The sequence below is a fragment of the Solwaraspora sp. WMMB335 genome (assembly GCF_049179075.1).
In the GTDB taxonomy this organism is placed as follows: Bacteria; Actinomycetota; Actinomycetes; order Mycobacteriales; family Micromonosporaceae; genus Micromonospora_E.
Genome location: NZ_JBMHMF010000001.1, coordinates 2,415,073 through 2,431,517, shown reverse-complemented (window position 1 = coordinate 2,431,517; position 16,445 = coordinate 2,415,073). Strand labels below are relative to the sequence as shown.

General features: G+C 68.9%; 24 protein-coding genes. 9 read left to right on the top strand and 15 right to left on the bottom strand.

Features of this window, described 5'->3' with window-relative positions; all coding sequences use genetic code 11:
* Positions 1–145: 145 nt before the first annotated feature.
* On the top strand, positions 146–385 hold the full coding sequence (locus tag ACN27F_RS10270) for a winged helix-turn-helix domain-containing protein (protein ID WP_326550167.1): 240 nt from the start codon (positions 146–148) through the stop codon (positions 383–385).
* Between the two features lie 19 nt (positions 386–404).
* On the opposite strand, the gene ACN27F_RS10265 is transcribed toward ACN27F_RS10270, so the two are convergent.
* The 5 genes from ACN27F_RS10265 to ACN27F_RS10245 form a co-directional block, all read right to left on the bottom strand.
* Positions 405–542: a hypothetical protein gene (locus ACN27F_RS10265; RefSeq protein WP_421440613.1), complete on the bottom strand. Its 138-nt coding sequence runs from the start codon at positions 540–542 to the stop codon at positions 405–407.
* Positions 496–732 (bottom strand): NUDIX domain-containing protein, encoded by a 237-nt coding sequence (locus ACN27F_RS10260; protein WP_421440086.1) that lies wholly within the window; start codon positions 730–732, stop codon positions 496–498. Before ACN27F_RS10260 ends, ACN27F_RS10265 begins: the two co-directional genes overlap by 47 nt.
* Positions 733–880: 148 nt before the next feature.
* Positions 881–1,105 carry a hypothetical protein gene (locus tag ACN27F_RS10255; RefSeq protein WP_421432904.1) on the bottom strand — a complete coding sequence of 75 codons (225 nt, stop codon included), beginning with the start codon at positions 1,103–1,105 and terminating at the stop codon, positions 881–883.
* A gap of 163 nt (positions 1,106–1,268) precedes the next feature.
* A complete protein-coding gene (locus ACN27F_RS10250) occupies positions 1,269–1,628 on the bottom strand; it encodes a DUF397 domain-containing protein (protein ID WP_421432902.1) in 360 nt (119 codons plus the stop codon).
* Positions 1,625–2,485, bottom strand: a complete 861-nt coding sequence (locus ACN27F_RS10245; RefSeq protein ID WP_421432901.1) for a helix-turn-helix domain-containing protein — start codon at positions 2,483–2,485, stop codon at positions 1,625–1,627. Before ACN27F_RS10245 ends, ACN27F_RS10250 begins: the two co-directional genes overlap by 4 nt.
* 327 nt (positions 2,486–2,812) lie before the next feature.
* Here ACN27F_RS10245 and ACN27F_RS10240 point away from each other — a divergent pair, with 327 nt between their 5' ends.
* From ACN27F_RS10240 to ACN27F_RS10205, 8 genes are all read left to right on the top strand, one after another.
* Positions 2,813–3,547 carry a diguanylate cyclase domain-containing protein gene (locus tag ACN27F_RS10240; protein WP_421432898.1) on the top strand — a complete coding sequence of 245 codons (735 nt, stop codon included), beginning with the start codon at positions 2,813–2,815 and terminating at the stop codon, positions 3,545–3,547.
* Between the two features lie 23 nt (positions 3,548–3,570).
* Positions 3,571–3,891, top strand: a complete 321-nt coding sequence (locus tag ACN27F_RS10235) for a hypothetical protein (protein WP_421432895.1) — start codon at positions 3,571–3,573, stop codon at positions 3,889–3,891.
* Positions 3,888–4,319, top strand: a complete 432-nt coding sequence (locus tag ACN27F_RS10230; RefSeq protein ID WP_421432892.1) for a hypothetical protein — start codon at positions 3,888–3,890, stop codon at positions 4,317–4,319. The genes ACN27F_RS10235 and ACN27F_RS10230 overlap by 4 nt, the downstream gene beginning before the upstream one ends.
* A gap of 198 nt (positions 4,320–4,517) precedes the next feature.
* Positions 4,518–5,219: a 7-cyano-7-deazaguanine synthase QueC gene (queC, locus tag ACN27F_RS10225; RefSeq protein ID WP_421432889.1), complete on the top strand. Its 702-nt coding sequence runs from the start codon at positions 4,518–4,520 to the stop codon at positions 5,217–5,219.
* On the top strand, positions 5,216–6,205 hold the full coding sequence (locus tag ACN27F_RS10220) for a glycosyltransferase family 2 protein (RefSeq protein ID WP_421432886.1): 990 nt from the start codon (positions 5,216–5,218) through the stop codon (positions 6,203–6,205). The genes queC and ACN27F_RS10220 overlap by 4 nt, the downstream gene beginning before the upstream one ends.
* A complete protein-coding gene (locus ACN27F_RS10215) occupies positions 6,202–7,149 on the top strand; it encodes a radical SAM protein (RefSeq protein ID WP_421432884.1) in 948 nt (315 codons plus the stop codon). The genes ACN27F_RS10220 and ACN27F_RS10215 overlap by 4 nt, the downstream gene beginning before the upstream one ends.
* The gene (locus ACN27F_RS10210) at positions 7,146–7,718 is read left to right on the top strand and encodes a phosphoribosyltransferase (protein WP_421432882.1); all 573 of its coding nucleotides are present in this window, start codon (positions 7,146–7,148) and stop codon (positions 7,716–7,718) included. Before ACN27F_RS10215 ends, ACN27F_RS10210 begins: the two co-directional genes overlap by 4 nt.
* A 144-nt stretch (positions 7,719–7,862) precedes the next feature.
* Positions 7,863–8,312, top strand: a complete 450-nt coding sequence (locus ACN27F_RS10205) for a SitI3 family protein (protein WP_421432879.1) — start codon at positions 7,863–7,865, stop codon at positions 8,310–8,312.
* A 113-nt stretch (positions 8,313–8,425) separates the two neighbouring features.
* Here ACN27F_RS10205 and ACN27F_RS10200 read toward each other — a convergent pair whose 3' ends face one another.
* From ACN27F_RS10200 to ACN27F_RS10155, 10 genes are all read right to left on the bottom strand, one after another.
* Positions 8,426–9,001 carry a 3'-5' exoribonuclease domain-containing protein gene (locus ACN27F_RS10200; RefSeq protein WP_421432876.1) on the bottom strand — a complete coding sequence of 192 codons (576 nt, stop codon included), beginning with the start codon at positions 8,999–9,001 and terminating at the stop codon, positions 8,426–8,428.
* Positions 8,998–9,825: a 5'-3' exonuclease gene (locus tag ACN27F_RS10195; protein ID WP_421432874.1), complete on the bottom strand. Its 828-nt coding sequence runs from the start codon at positions 9,823–9,825 to the stop codon at positions 8,998–9,000. Before ACN27F_RS10195 ends, ACN27F_RS10200 begins: the two co-directional genes overlap by 4 nt.
* Positions 9,826–9,922: 97 nt before the next feature.
* Positions 9,923–11,254 (bottom strand): glycosyltransferase, encoded by a 1,332-nt coding sequence (locus ACN27F_RS10190; RefSeq protein ID WP_421432872.1) that lies wholly within the window; start codon positions 11,252–11,254, stop codon positions 9,923–9,925.
* A gap of 5 nt (positions 11,255–11,259) precedes the next feature.
* Entirely contained in the window at positions 11,260–12,087 is an 828-nt protein-coding gene (locus tag ACN27F_RS10185; protein ID WP_421432870.1) for an RNA-directed DNA polymerase (Reverse transcriptase), read from the bottom strand.
* Positions 12,084–12,818, bottom strand: coding sequence for a WbqC family protein (locus ACN27F_RS10180; RefSeq protein WP_326550186.1), 735 nt, complete (start codon positions 12,816–12,818; stop codon positions 12,084–12,086). The genes ACN27F_RS10185 and ACN27F_RS10180 overlap by 4 nt, the downstream gene beginning before the upstream one ends.
* Complete coding sequence (locus ACN27F_RS10175) at positions 12,818–13,552, bottom strand: PIG-L deacetylase family protein (protein WP_326550187.1); 735 nt, start codon at positions 13,550–13,552, stop codon at positions 12,818–12,820. Before ACN27F_RS10175 ends, ACN27F_RS10180 begins: the two co-directional genes overlap by 1 nt.
* A gap of 30 nt (positions 13,553–13,582) precedes the next feature.
* Positions 13,583–14,710, bottom strand: a complete 1,128-nt coding sequence (locus ACN27F_RS10170; protein ID WP_421432867.1) for a glycosyltransferase family 4 protein — start codon at positions 14,708–14,710, stop codon at positions 13,583–13,585.
* A complete protein-coding gene (locus ACN27F_RS10165) occupies positions 14,707–15,267 on the bottom strand; it encodes a phosphoribosyltransferase (RefSeq protein WP_421432865.1) in 561 nt (186 codons plus the stop codon). The genes ACN27F_RS10170 and ACN27F_RS10165 overlap by 4 nt, the downstream gene beginning before the upstream one ends.
* On the bottom strand, positions 15,264–15,758 hold the full coding sequence (locus ACN27F_RS10160; protein ID WP_421432862.1) for a hypothetical protein: 495 nt from the start codon (positions 15,756–15,758) through the stop codon (positions 15,264–15,266). The genes ACN27F_RS10165 and ACN27F_RS10160 overlap by 4 nt, the downstream gene beginning before the upstream one ends.
* Positions 15,755–16,243, bottom strand: a complete 489-nt coding sequence (locus ACN27F_RS10155; protein WP_421432860.1) for a formylglycine-generating enzyme family protein — start codon at positions 16,241–16,243, stop codon at positions 15,755–15,757. Before ACN27F_RS10155 ends, ACN27F_RS10160 begins: the two co-directional genes overlap by 4 nt.
* Positions 16,244–16,445 lie beyond the last annotated feature (202 nt).

Sequence of the window (16,445 nt, the reverse complement as noted above, 5' to 3'; positions counted from 1 at the left end):
ATGGCTCCAGGCCCTACGCGGGGAACGCCCGGCCGGGAACCAAAACCTATATTGCAAAGTTTGTCAGGTCAACATGACTTACTATGGTTACCTGGAACGCCAGGTCAGCCGTACGATGGGCCCCACCTACGCAAGGGAGCCCCTCATGCCGACCCCATCCCAACCCGCCGAACCGGTGTACCGGCGCATCATGCGCGCCATCGAGACCGCGATCGCCACCGGCGAGCTGAAGCCCGGAGACAAACTGCCCTCCACCGCTCAGCTCTGCGAGCAGTACGGATGTTCAGCCCCCACAGCCCGTCAAGCACTCGCCCGGCTACAAGAACGGGGCGTGCTCCAGGGACACCAGGGCCGCGGCGTGTACGTGACCTACGCGCCCGAGTGACCGGATCGTCCCAGCCCTCTCACCGCCCGGAACCGCGCCACGCCTTGGCCCATTGCCCAGCCGCGACGACCAGATCGGGCAGTTCGGCCGGAGTGCGCAACTCGGCGACGTCAGCGACCGGCACCCAACGAGCGCCGACGACCTCCTCCAGCCGCACCGCTAGGTCCACTCCGGCTGCCCGACACACGTACACGAAGTCGATGTGCCGATGGGCACCGACCTTCGAGAACGACGGTCTGCACGCCGGTCTCCTCGACGACCTCACGAACAGCGGCCTCGGCCGGAGTCTCATTCGGGTCGACGTGACCACCCGGGTACAGCCAGAGGCCGATCTTGCGGTGGTGCACCAGCAGTACTCGATCGTCATCGTCGAAAACAACGGCGGACGCGGTCACGTGGCGAACACTGATAGACACTGCCCCTTCACGCGCCCCGTGGTGATGCCGCCGGCATCACCAGCTCCGCCGCCCTCGACACAGCACCGACGGAGCGCGGTCAGTGCTCGAACCGCTCGACCTCAATGCCAACCTCCCGCAATTGCAGAATTGTCGCTTCATGGCCACATGGCTCGACATAGAAGCCATACCGGGCACCGTCCGGGATCGCGTCCGGCGGCAGCTCCCGGCCCACCATATGTTCAGCGGTGAGCTCGATGACGGTTGACACATCCTCGATCGGACCCACGCACACCGGGCACCGATGCCAGCTATCCGGCTCCACTGCGGCTCCTTCCGCACCCCCAGCAAGACTCTCAAACACCTCACAGTCCAAGCGGCATCCTGCCGGTGCATCTGTTCTGCGCACCGCAACGCGCTGAATCGGATGCCAGCCAGCGCGCATTGCTGTCGCCGGCTGGTGAGCGGAGGGCCTTAGCCCTTGGAGGCTATCGACCGGCCGCAGATCCGACTGGACTGCGTGAAGGAGCAGAGCACTCGCCCGTACGTGCGGCTTCGACGAACGCTGTCCACTCGGATGAGGTGAAACGCAGCATTCGCCCAGCATGGTGCAGATTCACGGAGCGCGACGGGCAACGCTCGATCAGCCGGTGGTCATCGCCCGCCGCAGCCGCTGCGACGAAGGACGACCACTCGGGGTAGGTGACGAGCAGTTCGGGACCGGTCGGGTCCTTACTGTCGCGGAGATACACGCCATCCGACTGAAAGGCCCACTCGACGCAGTTTCCACCAGATCCACCGGACCGGCTGCTCTTGGTGTAGGGCCGAGGCGGCCGGCTGTTAGTCATGTCAGGTACTCCAAGACTGGGATGGACTGGTTGCTGACGTGACCAAAGATGAGCTCGTATCGGTCAATGTCGACCTGCTTCTGCAGGTACGCGGCCGAGCTTGGGGTGTCGATATAGACCACCGCTGGGTCGTCGTCAGGCTCGGGGAAGTTGAGGATGACGAACGCGGTCTCCATCGCCGCGTGCGCCCCGGCAGCAAGCGGTAGTACCTCGACCTTGACGTTTGGAAGCTCGGCGGCCTCGCGTAGACGGGCGATCTGCTCCCTCATGACGGCATCCCCGCCGACCTGGCGCAGGATTGCCGCTTCGTTGAGCACCACGTGTAGCTCCGGCGGCGCCGGATCCACCCGCGTCAGTATGGCCTGCCGTTCCATGCGCACGGCCACCCGCTTCTCGATGTCACCTGGGTACTCTCTGGGATGGGATCCCGGATTCCGTGCCCGGTAGACCTCGCGAGCGTACTGGGGCGTCTGCAGCAGGCCAGGGATCAGCTCTGCCTCGTAGGTGCGGATCGTCGCTGCAGCAGGTTCGACGTCAAGATAGAGCGAGAACCACTCTGGCACCGCGTCAACGCCGTAGACGTGCCACCAGCTGTCGTCCTGCGTCGCCAATGCCAGTGCCGTCAGGGTCTCGGTTTCCTTCGAGCTCGCACCGTAGTGCCGGCAGAGCGCAGCTACATCCTGCGGCTTCACAGGATGACGCCCGGCCTCCATCTTGAACAGCTTCGCCCGAGAGATACCCAGCTGGCGGTGGGCCACGACCTCGTCCACGGATACACCGGCACGTAGCCGCTTGAGCCGACGTCCAAGCTGCCGACGAACGATGGTCGGGCCGGCAACTGGGGCTGAAGCAAGCACGTTCCTCACCTCCTGGGGGACACCCGGCCGCCAAGTCAGTGTCTCACATTGAGACTGCACATCAAGCCTGAGCAGGGAACGATCAAGATACTCTCACGCTAATACTTGTGCGATGAGAGTATCACGTACATACTCTCAGGCATGACCTGCTTGTGTGTGGTCATGGCGTGACTACGAGCTTCGAAGGCTCGACAGAGATGCCCCAGTCTGGGCGACACCGCACTAGGGACCGGGAGATCCTATGGTTCTCGTCCTTGCCAGCGTCGTACCCCCCACAGTTGACACCGTCCAGCGTTCCTCCGCCTTTCGCGCGCCCAGCGCCGAACGGTGGCGGCGGTGAGGTCATCAACGTCTGCCGGAGACAGGCTCTGTCCTGTTGCCGAACACGCTGAGCTGGGCAGGCAGGTTGGTCTGCTGCGTGCGGAGGTTGCGCGGCTGCGTCTGGCCGAGCGGCAGGCGAGGTGGGCGGCGGCTCATGATCGTCTGACCGGCCTGCTCAACAGGGACGGCTTTCACGCTGCCGTCGCTGGCCTGGCGGGGCGGGGCGGCGTACTCGACGGTGCGCTTCTCGTCCTCGATCTCGATCGCTTCAAGCCGGTGAACGATCTGTTCGGGCACGCCATCGGCGACGCTGTGTTGGTGGCGGTGGCCCGGCGGCTCGCCGGTGTCGACGGGCTCATCGTGTCGGCGCGACTCGGCGGCGACGAGTTCGCCGGGTTCGTGGCCGGTGGCAAGCGCCGGGCGGCGGCTGCCGCGGCCGAGGTTGTCGAGCGCCTCGCTCGACCCGTCGCGGTCGGAAACGTGCTCCTGCAAGTCGGTGCGTCGGTGGGCATCGCAAAGGTCACCGACGTGGGCGGTCTCGGCGAGGGAGTAGTCCGCGCGGATCTCGCCATGCTCGTCGCGAAACGTGCCGCCACGCCGATCGTGTGGTGGCACCCCGACCTCGCACTCCACCGCTCACGCAACGCACTCGACGGTCGGCCGCCACCGGTCACCGCGAAAGGAGGTGGCCCGCTGGCACCGACCCCTCGCCCCTCACCGGAACCTTCATCGATTACATAGCAATCTGTGTAGCAGGAGCGATGATGCACGATCCCACCCCTCACCCCCCGTCGATCAACCCCTACCTGCGCAACCCCGATGAGGTCGCCGCAGCGGCCACCTACCACCCGCACGATCCGGTGTGGGTGTGGCCGCCGCGCGCCGGGGGGTGGCGTCCCGGTGTCGTGGACGCCGCCTCCGACCTCGCGGTACGGGTCACCCACCAACACACCGGTGGCGGCACCGGCGTCGACACGTTGCTCCCCCAGCAAGTGATGCCCCGGGACCCGGGGCAGCGCGTCAACGCCCGCAGCGGCGGCGCGCTGCCTTCCCGACCGCGCGACACCTCCGCTGTCCCCGCGTGACATCCGATCCCGAGAAGAAGGCCATCATGGACATTCCCTCCACCGTCGACAGCCTGGACCACCCGGCCTGGTGCGAGCCGACCGAGTGCACCGCCGCCGGAGCCAACGAGTTCCACCCTGAAACGTCGCCGCCGGCCCACTGGAGCTCTCGGTACGACTGCAACCCGAACCGTCGGCCGGGTCGGTACCCGACGGAGGTGGCCATCCAGCTCGTGCGGTTCGTCGACGACCCGCCGCAGACGGATTTCGTCCGTGTCGAGCTGGGTGGTTTCGAGGAGCGGCGGTCGCACTACCTGCGGCTGGACCAAGGATCGTCGCTCCGCGACGCCCTGGCGACCCTGCTGACCCAGGCCGGCGCAGCCCATCTCATGCCCGGCGTCGTGCCGACGGCCGAACGACCGGTATTCGGTCAGGAACCCGGGGCGTGACCCGTGACCCAGGCTCAACGCGACGACTCCCGACCGCCGGCAGATCCTCAGCAGGTGGTCGCAGGTATCGGCTGGTACGGCCGGCGGCCCGGCGACGCCGAACCCCGGCACCCGCGTAGGTCGCCGGACGACTCACAGGCGGTCAGCACCCCGGCGACGGCTCGCACTAGCCCTTGATGGCCTCACTAAGGAGAAGCTGTGGACACCAAATCCAGTAGCTCGCAGCGGCGGGCAGTGGTCCTTCTGTCCGGTGGCTTGGACAGCGCGGTGCTCGCGTACCGGCTGTCGGCCGCCGGTTGGCGGCTCACCACGCTCACCTTCAACTACGGCCAGACACACCGGCGGGAGATTCAGTACGCCTGGCGGACAGCCGCCGCCCTCAGCGGCGTGACGCACCGGGTCGTCAACCTCGGCGATATCACCGATCTACTGGCCGGGTCCGCGCTGACCGACTCGGCGGTCGCGATCCCCGACGGCCACTACACCGACACGTCGATGCGCGCCACCGTCGTTCCCAACCGCACCGCGATCATGCTGGGCATCGCCACCGCCCACGCCATCGCCACCCACGCCCAGGCGGTCGCGTTCGGCGGACGCGCCGCCGACCCCACCATCCACCCCGACCACCGGCCCGAGTTCGTCACCGCCTACGAACGCGCGACACGCGCAGGCAACGACGGCTACCTCCACCCCGACTTCCGGCTCCTCACGCCGTTCACCGATTCTACCAAAGCAGACATCGTCGCCGAGGGCGTCACGCTCCGGGTGCCGTTCGCCGACACCTGGTCCTGTTACAAGGGCCGCGCCTGGCACTGCGCCGCGTGCGGCGCATGCGTGGCACGTCGGGAAGCGTTCTTCGTCGCCGGGGTGCCCGACCCGACGGAGTACGAGCAGCCATGACGCCCGCCATGACCCTCGCTCACGCGCTCACCGCCCGCGACAACGACCACACGGGTCTGACCGCCGCATTCACCGCCCGCGCCGGGCTGGGCTGGCACCAGCCCACCCCGGCCAGCGCCGCCGCCGGCACCGCCGTGTCCGTGGTGATCCCGGCCCGTGACAACGCCTACAGCCTGCGCGGCGTCCTCGACGCACTCGCCAGGCAGGACACCTCCGGCACCGTACAGGTCATCGTCATCGACGATGCCTCCTCCGACAGCACCGCCACCATCGCCCGACTGCATCCCGCCGTCGACACCGCCTGCCGGCTGCCCGAACCCGTCGGCGTCGCCGCAGCCCGCAACCTCGGCGCCTACCTCGCCGACACCGACACCGTCGTCTTCCTCGACCCCGACATGGTCCTCACCCCACACGCCCTCGCCGACATCGGCGCCCGCGCCCACCCCGGCCTCCTGCTGGCCGGCTTCCGCCACCGCGTCCCCTACCAGCCCGGCCCACACCTACGCGCCGAAACCCCCACCAGCGAACCCGACCTCGCCGCAGACGAACGAGTCCACTGGTCACACCTGCGCCCACTCGACGACACCCGCGACTTCATCGACCTCGGCCACGCTGCCCACTACTTCAACCTCGACCTCCCCGCAATGGTCGACCCCGCCCTGATCGCCGCGCCCCGAGCCGCGATCGCATACGTCGGCGGCTTCGAACCGGGCTGGACAGCCAGCGGCACCGGCCTCGAAGGCGCCCACCTCGGCGCTACCCTCATCGCCGCCGGCTGCAAAGTCGCACCACTGCGCCAGCTCCGCGCATGGTGCATCAACCCACCCGACGCCGGCCGACAGCGCCAGCTCACCGCCTCCGACACGCCGGCCCGCGTCGCCTACTACCGGCATCTGCTCGACCAGCCGGCACCTTCCACCAGCAGGGAAACCGACTTCACCGCACGGGCCAAACACCTACTCGACCGAGCGCAGGTCCTGCGATGACCCGGGTCTACGGCGTCGACGGCCACCTCGTCCACGACCCAGTAACCGGTACCACCCACCTGGCCCCGGACCCGCTACCCGCCGGCCGGCGGAAGGCCGACCCCACCCAGGTACGGAACTGGCCGGTCATCACCCCCGACCAGATCAAACGATCGCAGCCCACCAGCATCTGCTGGACACCGATCGTCCGCTGCGACCTGCGCTGCCCACACTGCCTCGACGACACCACCCTGCGCGAACCCGACTCGACCCACCGACAACGGATCGCCGACATCCTCGCCGCCAGCGGAGTGCTCGGCGTCGACATCTCCGGTGGGGAACCGCTCCTGCTCACCGACCTGCCCCGCCTCGCCGACACCATCACCGCCGGCGGCCGGGCGGCGGTCTCCGTCACCACCAACGGCACCCACCTGGCCCGCCGTGTCGACGAACTCACCGGTGTCGTCGACGCCGTCCGGGTCTCGCTCGACGGAGCCGCCCCGGCCACCCACGACCGGCTCCGCGGCCCCGGCAGCTTCACCGCCGCCCGCGCCGGCATCCACGCCGCCCTCGACTCCGGAATTCCCGTGCAGATCCAGACCGTACTCATGGCCGACAACCGACACGAGGCCCAACGCCTCATCGACCTCGCCCATGACCTCGGCGTCACCGGCGTCACCTTCCTGCAGATGCTGCCCACCGGCGCCGGACTGCGACTACAGGACCAGATGCTCACCGACGTAGCCGCCCTCGACCTCACCACCTGGCTGCGCATTCCCGACACCCTGCACGTGCACCTGCGCACCCGTGAACTCACCGGCAGTGCCACCACCATCCGCGCCGACGGACGTATCTGGCGATACGACCGCCACGCCCTGTCCATCACCGCACATCAGTCACTCGCCGCACCCGACGACCTCACCACCGCCGCGACCACCCGCCCACGGAGGGAGCCGCCCGAGTGAGCACCGCCCGCCCCCACCGGCCCGCCCCGACCTGCCACCCGGTGCACCGGCTCACCCCCACCAGCTACGAGCACGCCACCACACTGCTCGCCGACGCCGTCACTCGCCGGCTCGGACCGACCACCGCCGTGATCGGCATCGGAGCCACCGGTGTCTCCCTCGCCCACAGCCTCGCCACCCGCCTCGCCACCAAGCCGCTACGCATCAACGCCCGACACGAACGCGCCGCCCCAGCCGATTCCCGAACGAGCGGCCACGTCACCGTCGACCTGCGCCCGCTGGACACCGCGCTCAACGGCCGTCGCCTCGTCGGCACAGTCCTGCTCGCCGACGACACCTGCCGAACCGGCGCCACCCTCACCACCGTCTACCCACGACTCGCTCCCTACCTCGCCGCCGGATCCACCCTCCACACCGTCGTCCTGTTCCGCCACACCAACGCCGACTACAACCCCCACCTCTGGCTCTGGGACATCACCCACCCGGTGCACCTCCCCTGGCAGGCACCCCTACCAGCAGACGCCCCGGTGCACGACCTCACCCTCCCCGACACACAACACACCTGTTAGTGCGCGAATCCCGGCGCGGTCGCAAGCAACGAACCAGGTCACAGCGCTGAGATCGACGACTGATCATCAACGTGACCGAAGCAGGTTGAATGTCACAGAAAGTCGCGGTTGATCCTGTAGCCGTAACGAAGAAAGGACCTCGCGTTGGCGAACGAATACTGGCTCTACAGCGGAGCCGACGTGACCCGAGAGCAGGTAATCGCTCTGCTGGCGGCGGAGTTCGACGCCGAGCATACCGACTTCGGCCTGGGACGCGGTGAATCCCTCGCGGTGACCGCCTGGCCCGTCGACAGCGAGGAACGAATCGAGCTCGCCCACGACGCAGGCATCGCAGAACCGAAGATCGGCGCACTGTTCCGGCTCCGTTCGGTTGACACCATCGAGACCGCCGACCAGGAAACCCGGGAGATCCTCGACACCGTGCTCGCCCTGCTCCGGGCGCATCCGGCGGAAGCAGTGCTGCAGTTCGACACCGACACCGTCCTACGACACACCGACGGGCAGGTCGTGCTCAACAGCGACTGGCCGGGGTGGGAGGAGATCCCGACGCTGGCCGCCATCGTGGCCGGCTACCCGGCCCGGTCCATGGATTGACCAATCGGGTGGTCTCGGTACGAGAGCATCCGACAGGGTCACCATCGGTGCCATCTTGTCTGGGCCGCCGTTTCCCCGGACAGACATCATCCGGCGCTGGTGATGCCGCCGGATCACAGAGCGGTAGTGGTCGAGGGCAGCCGGACTACGCTTCGTTGGGCAGGGTATCGATGAGCCCGATCGTGACAGCGATGGCGGGCGTCGTGCAGCGCGTGATGTACCGGCGGTTTCTGCTCTGGCAGGGCCGTCCCGCTGCGGTGCGCCTCGTGCATCAGATCCTGGGTGAAGCCGGGAATGCCCGGTGGCAGGTCACTGAGCGGCCCGTAGAGCTGCGTGAGCACGATAGTGTCGTACGGGGAGAAATACGCCCAGATTTGCGGGTTGGCCAGCTCGGCGAAGAAGTCGGCGACCTCTCGGGCGATCGCTGTGCGGGGCTTGACCGCAGTGAACTCGGGGTGACTGCGGTCCCATGTCCAGCCGGCGCCAGTCCGGCAGACCGGTAGGTGCGGTGCGACGTGCTGGTTCAGCCACGGATGTTTGGAGACCTGCCGTAGGTCGATGTCGGCGTACACGGCGTAGTATTCCGCTCCTGTTGCTGCGACCAGGCCGATACTGATGGGCACGATCAGCCGGCCGGTGCCGAGGAACTCGGCGTCGAGGAACACTTTGGTCGGTTCGGTCGCGGTCACCACAGCTTCAGGTCCTCCAGAATCGCGGCGGCGCGCGGCATTGCCGGGGTCGGGTTGCCAGTCGCCGGGTCGCCTCCGAGTGGGAGGTGCTGGTCGAGACGGATGATGTCTCGCCAGGTGAGGACGCGAGTCCAGGTGTCGGCGATGGCCTGGCCACGGGAGCCTGACAGTCGCCCGCTGCCGAGCAGGTGGTCGAGGTGGAGACCGCCGGCGAGCAGGTCGGCTGCGGTTTTGGGGCCTACGCCGCGTACGCCAGGGATGTTGTCGGAGGGGTCGCCGGTCAACGCTCGGAAGTCGGGCCACTGCGCTGGGGTCACTCTGTGGCGTGTGAGCACGTCTGTAGGGGTGATCCGGTGCCGGGCCGGGTTGAGGATGGTGACGCGGGGTGCGGCGAGTTGCAGCAGGTCCCGGTCGCCGGTGTAGCAGGTGACCGTGCGGCCGCTGTCGACTGCGGTGCGGGCGAGCGTGGCGAGCACGTCGTCGCCTTCGTGGTCGTCGAGTTCGAGCCAGGCGATCCCGGCCGCGTCGAGGCCGTCCTTGACCATCGGCAGCGATCGGATCGCGCTGTGGTCGGCGTCGGCCCGGTCGGCTTTATAGCCAGCGTCTCGGGTTTGACGGGTCGCGGCGGCGTTCTCCCCGTCGAACACCACGACGATCTCATGATCGGGCGCCATTTCCAGGTGGGTTTTGCGCAGGATCGCGAGGAATCCGAACACGCCGGTCAAGTCGCGGTCGCCGTCGCGAGAGGTGATGCGCCGTTGCGAGAATCCCCACCAGGAGCGGTAGAGCAAGTGGTGGCCATCGACGGTCAGCAACGGTGTCACAGGGTTCCCCCTCCGGTGGGCGCGGCACATCATCGCCGGTGACCGGGGCGGGCGGGTGCCCACCGTTCCTCTCTCGGGACGGGGACGGGTGTCGAGCCTACCGGGTTGGATCCGGTGTCGGGGTGAAGGCACGGGTGAGTGTCTCGGCGTATGCGGTGACGACGTCTCGCTCGCGCACGACCCTGTGGTAGGCCCGCTGGCGGATCGCCGATCGGGCGGTGTCGTCCATCGCGATGACGTGCTGCAGTGCCGCGGTGAGGCCACCAGGTTCCGCGGGGTTGTAGAGCAGGCCGTTGTCGAGGTCGGTGATCGTCTCGGGGAAACCGCCGAGGGCCGGGGCGACGACGATCGGACCTTGGTGGCGAGCCCACAGGCCCACTTCGAACGGGAGGTTCGCCAGAGATTCGCCACGGGAGGGGCAGACGACGGCGACGGTGTGAGGAAGGCTGGCCAGTGCGCGTGGCAGGTCCCGGGTGAACCGGTCGACGTATGTGGCTCGTAGGCCGGCGTCGGCGATCTGCTGCCGGTAGGTGCGGGTCAGCGGGTCGGCGTCGCTGAACGCGACGATGACGGCGACGAGGTGGACGATGTCCCGCAGCGGTGCCACGGCGGTGATCAGCTGGTCGAAGCCTTTGGTGGGGTCGGTGCGGCCGACGGCCAGCACGATCGGGCGGTCCAGCGGCACGCCGAACGTGGCCGTGATCTGTAGCGCATCGGCCGCAGGCATCGGCTGCAGATCGGGGGCGGTCAGGTCGAGGCTGCACCGGTACGGCACCAGATGCGCTGGGTCGACGGCGTACTCGGTGATCAGATGGCGGGTGAATGCCTCGCCAATGTCCGCGACCCGCACGCCGGGCTGCCCGGCGACTGTCAGCGACCGTTGCTCCCACACGAGCCGTCCAGGGTCCGGTGCCGGATGACTGTGTACGTAGGCCGTCCCGTACAGGGTCAACAGGATTTCGACGGTGCCGGCTCCTGGTGGTAGAAGCGCTCCTTCGAGGAAGGCGCGGCCGGTCCCGGCGAACGGGGTGTCGACCGCGATGACAGCGACATGGTCATAGCGGCCTGCGAGGGTTCGCGCCGTTTCTGCTGCCTGCTGGGACAGTTGTCGCCACACAGGCGGCGTCCAGAACGCGGCGGTCGTGTCGTATGCCAGCGGCAGGATTCGTCCGCCGCGGCTTTCGACGGTCCGGCACGTGGCGGCCAGCAGGTGCGGGTCGTAGGCCCAGGTCGCAGGACCGGGTTCGGGGATCGCCAGGTACGGGGTGAACGGCCCGGTGATCGCGGTCAGCTTTTCCCAGCGGCGGGTGAGGGTGCCGAGTAGTGTCTGGGTCTGCCGGCCGATGCCGTTGGTGCAGTTCGCGGCTCCGTTGAACGTGCAGTACAGCAAGGCCCTGGACGGCGGTCGGCCGCCGCGTGCTGTGGTCATCGTGATCATCCTGCGAGGTAGAGGTCTTCGGGGTTGGGCTGCCAGACATGCGACTTGGTCGGGCTGGGTCGAAGCCCTTGGGCCGATAGCGCGTCGGCGACCCGGGCGGCGTGGAGCTCGGCGTGGGCTCGGTCGAGACAGAAGACGGTGTAGTTGTCCGTGACGCGGATGACCGGCAGGTCCCGCAGGCGCTCGTCGACGGGTAGGAGCCGGATGTTGGTGAGCATCGGTGTCAGGCCGCTGCCGGGTGCCAGCGGTGTCGGCAGGTTCTCTAGGACGGTGCGGACGAGCGCCAGGAAGGTCCCGTCGCTGATCCAGCAGGCCAGACCGTCGACGAGACTGTTGAGGTCGGCGTCGCGGGTCGTGGCGGCGACGTCGAGGTCCGCGACCCAGTTCCGGCCGGCCGTGAGATGGGAGGCTGCGGCGTGCAGCGCGTCGACCCGGCCGGCGCGGGGTCGCCACCCGTACATCCAGTCCGGGTACGCGTCGGCGCACAGGATGAGTTCTGCGGCTTCGCGCAGGGCGCGGTGCACGATGCGGTCTTCGACGGTGGGGATCGCGAGGGCGATGTCCTTGCCCCATGACGGTAGGACGACGTGGCGTGCCGGCGCGGGAGCCCATGTGCCGGCGCTCAGGCGGGTGGCGAGGTTGGCGATCCTGCGGTCGAGGTCGCGGCGGTACTGTGTCCAGCGGATCCCGTCGCTGCCGGGGCTGCCGCGGTGGCGCATCAGGGCGCGAGCGCAGTTTTTGAGTCGGACCGGGTCGGTGACCAGCGGCATCAGCGTGTGTGCTGCCGGGTGCCGTCCCGCCTGACCAGCCGTCGCTGCGCTCATGTTGTGGGCCATGGGGTGATGGCGCAGCCGCGGGCCAGTATGTCGCGTGCTGCTGGTCCTTGTTGGACCAGCAGATCGATCACGGATACTGCGGGGATGAACGTGCCGGGATGGTTCTGCGGGTAGGGCGGGTGGGTGTAGGTGGCGACTTCGACTCTGATACCCGCGTCGTGCAGGGCCGCCCGGTCCAGGTATTTCAGCGCGCCGGTGCCGACACGCAGGACCCGATCGCCGGTGCGGGAGCACAGGTCGATCAGCATGGCGGTTTTCGTCCCGGCGGGGTGAACGGTGCTGGACCGCACGAGGGTGACGGACATGCCGAACGCGTCGAGTAGCAGCCGGGTCAGGGCAAGGTCGAGGTCGACCAGGGTCGTCCATTGTTGGGCGAATACCGCGCCGAGATGGTCGGCGTAGACCGGCCAGAACGGGGCCTTTCCGTAGGTGGCGGTGAGGGTTCGCCAGTGCCGGCGCGCCCATTCAGGGTCGGCGATGCGCACGTCGCACAGCGGCTGCCCAAACCGGCGGCGGACGGGAACGGTCAGCCAGCGCAGGGTTCCGGTCCGGTCGAGGATGCGGTTGCGGTGCTGGTAGCCGCGCTCGGAGAACTGGACATGATCGAGGATGATCATCTGTGGGACGTCGAGCAGGCGGGAGAAGTAGCCGCACCAGGGCAGATAGGCGGGTTGGTGGGCGACCAGGATGCCCCTGGCTGGGTCAGCGACAGCGCCCATCAGAAGGCGATCCGGTAGGCGACGAATTGTTCGGCGAGGTCGGTGCCGATGCGCACCCCGTTGGCGGCGTCCAGCTTCCGGATTCCTTCTAGGCTGCGCGGGTGTGGCCAGTCACGCAGCTGGGAGGCGTGGGCGCGCAGGGCCTGTTCCTTCGCGGGCCAGCTGTCGGTCGTGTCGACCAGCACCGTCCATGCTTCGACGGTGCGGGTCCAGACGTCCTCCGGTCCGCAGTAGCCCAGGACGATTCGCGGCGTGGGTTTGCCGTTGCCGCCGAGGCGGGCGGCTGCGATCCCGGCGTGGTGCACCGCCAGGTGGTCCTGGTGGAAGCCGGTTGCGGACGGGATCAGCATCAGGTCGGGTCGGGTCTCGGACAGCGATACCTCGGTTCCGGACTCGATCAGCGTGACCAGGTCGGACGGGTGGTTGCCGGGGGTGTGGGCGCGCTCGTCGTCCACCCAGGCGATGATCCGGCCGTAGACGCCGAGCGCGTCGCAGGCGGCGTTGAACTCCTTGACCCGCACGGCGGGGTCGCTGTCTCCACCCCACATCGGTCGGGTGCGGCACGCTACGGCGAGCACGTCGACGACGATCCCCGCGGCGGCGGCGCGGTACAGCGTGCCGCCGGGGCCGATGGTTTCGTCGTCGGGGTGGCTGACCACGGCGAGCAGGCGTTGGCCTTCGCTCAGGCCGAACAGACCGTCAGCGGTGAGCGTTGTGGATGGTGCGGGGTGCACGGGTCCTCCAACCGTGAGGGGTGGGGGTGGTCAAAGTCCGAACGAGGCCAGGAACGCTTGTGCGGACGCGTATGGCGTGTGGCCAGCGACCTGGGCGGGGGCCTGTCGGCTCGCGGCGTGGTAGGCGATGGGGTCGTTGAGCAGGCCGGTCGCGGCGCTCCACAGGGTGGTCGCGGGTTCGCCGGAGGGTGCGGGGGTGACCATGACGCCGGCGGGGCCGGCGAGTACGGGAACGTGTCCGAAGTCGTAGCCGACCACGGGGGTGCCGGCGGACAGGGCCTCGGCGGCGGCGTTACACCAGGACTCCGGGCTCGTGGTGGAGATAATCGTCAGCGCGGCGCAGGCGAAGAAGTCGGTCACCTCCTGCCAGGGCAAAGGCGGCAGGATCCGCACATCTGCCGGGGCATGGCCGGCTGCTTCGCGGCACTGCGCGAGCACGGCGTCCTGCATGCCGGGCCAGTATTCGAAACCGGCCGCGGCCAGCACGATCTCCACGCTGCGGCCGAGTCCGGCGGGGACGGCCTGGATCAGTTCGAGGATCCCCTTGTGGGGTTCGGCGCGGGTGACGATGCGGACCGGTCCGGTGCGGCGCAGCTGCTCGCGGCGTTCGTGGTCCGGCGGCTGACCGCCAGTGAGCAGCGCGTTGGGCACCTGATGCCAGGCGGTGGTGTCGTAGCCGGCGGCTGCCGCCTCCGCGATCATGTAGGGGCTCGGGGTGAGGACAGCGTCTGGTCGCCGGTCGAGTGCCTGCCGGAACAGCGGATCGGTGCGCATCACCGCGACCCGTAACGCGGACCGAACCCCTGGCGGGACGGGCGCCAGGTAGCCCATCCCCCACGACGCGTCCGCCCAGCAAACGATGTCGACGCGTTCCCGGGCGAGCAGCCCAGTCAGTTCGGTGCACGCCGGTTTCGGGTCGGCGAGCGCGGCGAGAAGCTCCTCCTCGGTAGCGGGGACGGGAACGGTCACAGACGTCAGCGGCAGCAGGTCGGGGTCGTCGCCTGCGATGTTGCCGGCAGTGGTGACGATCACCGCTCGGTGGCCGAGCTCTCGCAGGCCTTGCCGCAGCGACGCAAGGCTTCGTTCGAGCCCTGCCGGGGCGTTCTCGGCGTAGGACAACAGGACGATCCCGACGGTGAGCGAAGCGGTGCTGGTCATGGATGCCTCACCCCGGCCGGTACGGGCAGCGACTCGGTCACCTGGCCCGGGTCGGTCTCCCACGGGAACACGGTCCAGTCCGCCACATCCCACACCCACGTGTCGGGCATGACCGGTGATCCGCTGTTACGGCACAGCACCACCGTGCGCACCGCGGCCGGTCGCAGCTGCGCGTCCAGGGCGGCACGGACGGCATCGATCGTGGCGCCGGTGCCGCAGATGTCGTCGACCAGCAGGATCCGCTGTCCGGCCCGTTCACGCGGGAGCCCTGCGGTGTCGATGGTGACGCGGCCGGTGGCCTGCACCATGATCCTGTCGTCGAGGTTGTGGCGAGCCGTGATCACCTGATCCGGGACGCGCATCAGCTGCGACAGCGCCGACGCGACCGGCACGCCGCCACGGGCGATGCCGATGATCACGTCGGGAGCGAACGGCTGCTCGGCTCCGGCGAGCAGCGAGGTAGCGGCCGTCAGCAGATCGGTGGACATGTGCCAGATGCGCTGCCCTTCGAAGATCCGCTGCGAGGGCACTCTTGGTGTGGCGAGGTGTGCGGTCATGTCCAGCTCCACGAGTCGAGGACGGCGCTGGCCTCAGGCCAGCCGGTGAAGTAGTCGGGCACCCAGTGGACGCGGGCGCCGGTGGTGAGCAGGTCGGCGATCAGGACCAGGTACAGCGGTTCGACGATCGCCAGGACCTCGCACGGTGTCCCGGTCGCGGCCAGGTCGTCGGCGAGCGTCGCGGTCACCGCTGGACGCAGCCTGGCGGCGGTGTCCGCGTCGAGGGCCTGGTCGTAGGCGAGCAGCGGGGTGTCTGCATGGACGAGGCCGTGCCGGGCCGACAGGATGCGGATCCGGTTCCGCAGGCGGGGATTGGTGCCGAGCCGGGCTCGCAGCGGTGGGATGCAGCCTTCGTCGTACAGGTCGAGCGCCGGGACCGGGTGACGGGTGACCCGCTTACGGGGGCAGCATCCGACGATGATCAGCCGGGAGTTGACCGGGTCGGCGGCGCGCGGCAGTGCCGGCAGCGGGTTGGCGATGCTGATGGTCATGGCCTACGCACCACCCTCACACCGATCCCCGGTGAGGCAAGCGAAGCCGGAACCTCGTTGCCGTAGCCGCAGCGGGCGTACAGCGCGAGCGCGCGGTAGGAGCCGCCGCGCACGACATAGCCGCCGGGCACGACGGTGCTGGTCCACTCCCACACGTTCCCGGCGACGTCGAAGATCCCGGCGGGTGTGGCACCGTGCGGGTACGCCCCGACCGGTGTCGGCCCGTCAGGGCCGACACCACGGACGTTTGCCCGCAGCAGCCCGGTACCGGGCTCGTCGTCACCCCACGGGTAGCGGCGTACGCCGGACCCGGCCATCCACTCCCACTCCTGTGACGTCGGCAGCCGCCCGCCCAGCTGCGCTGCCGCCCGGGCTGCCTGCCCCCAGGTGAGGCTCGCCGCCGGTAGCGCCGCACACCAGGGGCAGCACGGCGGATCGGCGCCGTCGAGGTGGGTGAGCAGGGCGACGGTGACGGGAACCGCCATCCACTGCAGATCCGTGAGGGTGGTGGCCGAGCGCCACCGGCTGGCGGGAAGAACACCACCGTCGACATCTATCCATCGCGGCGGGTACGCGGGTACGGTGAAGGCAACCTGGGCGGCAGGGACACTTCCCGGATGGCCAGCCCCGCTGGGGCACGGTTCGCTTCCGTACACGTGCGAACCGGCCGCCAGGAAAAGACGCCCC

Excerpts from the sequence above, each read along its gene's own strand:
- ACN27F_RS10270 (WP_326550167.1), top strand. The coding sequence starts at position 146 with ATGCCGACCCCATCCCAACCCGCCGAACCGGTGTACCGGCGCATCATG.
- ACN27F_RS10250 (WP_421432902.1), bottom strand. The coding sequence starts at position 1,628 with ATGACTAACAGCCGGCCGCCTCGGCCCTACACCAAGAGCAGCCGGTCC.
- ACN27F_RS10235 (WP_421432895.1), top strand. The coding sequence starts at position 3,571 with ATGCACGATCCCACCCCTCACCCCCCGTCGATCAACCCCTACCTGCGC.
- ACN27F_RS10220 (WP_421432886.1), top strand. The coding sequence starts at position 5,216 with ATGACGCCCGCCATGACCCTCGCTCACGCGCTCACCGCCCGCGACAAC.
- ACN27F_RS10215 (WP_421432884.1), top strand. The coding sequence starts at position 6,202 with ATGACCCGGGTCTACGGCGTCGACGGCCACCTCGTCCACGACCCAGTA.
- ACN27F_RS10190 (WP_421432872.1), bottom strand. The coding sequence starts at position 11,254 with ATGACCACAGCACGCGGCGGCCGACCGCCGTCCAGGGCCTTGCTGTAC.
- ACN27F_RS10185 (WP_421432870.1), bottom strand. The coding sequence starts at position 12,087 with ATGAGCGCAGCGACGGCTGGTCAGGCGGGACGGCACCCGGCAGCACAC.
- ACN27F_RS10180 (WP_326550186.1), bottom strand. The coding sequence starts at position 12,818 with ATGGGCGCTGTCGCTGACCCAGCCAGGGGCATCCTGGTCGCCCACCAA.
- ACN27F_RS10170 (WP_421432867.1), bottom strand. The coding sequence starts at position 14,710 with ATGACCAGCACCGCTTCGCTCACCGTCGGGATCGTCCTGTTGTCCTAC.
- ACN27F_RS10165 (WP_421432865.1), bottom strand. The coding sequence starts at position 15,267 with ATGACCGCACACCTCGCCACACCAAGAGTGCCCTCGCAGCGGATCTTC.
- ACN27F_RS10160 (WP_421432862.1), bottom strand. The coding sequence starts at position 15,758 with ATGACCATCAGCATCGCCAACCCGCTGCCGGCACTGCCGCGCGCCGCC.
- ACN27F_RS10155 (WP_421432860.1), bottom strand. The coding sequence starts at position 16,243 with ATGGCGGTTCCCGTCACCGTCGCCCTGCTCACCCACCTCGACGGCGCC.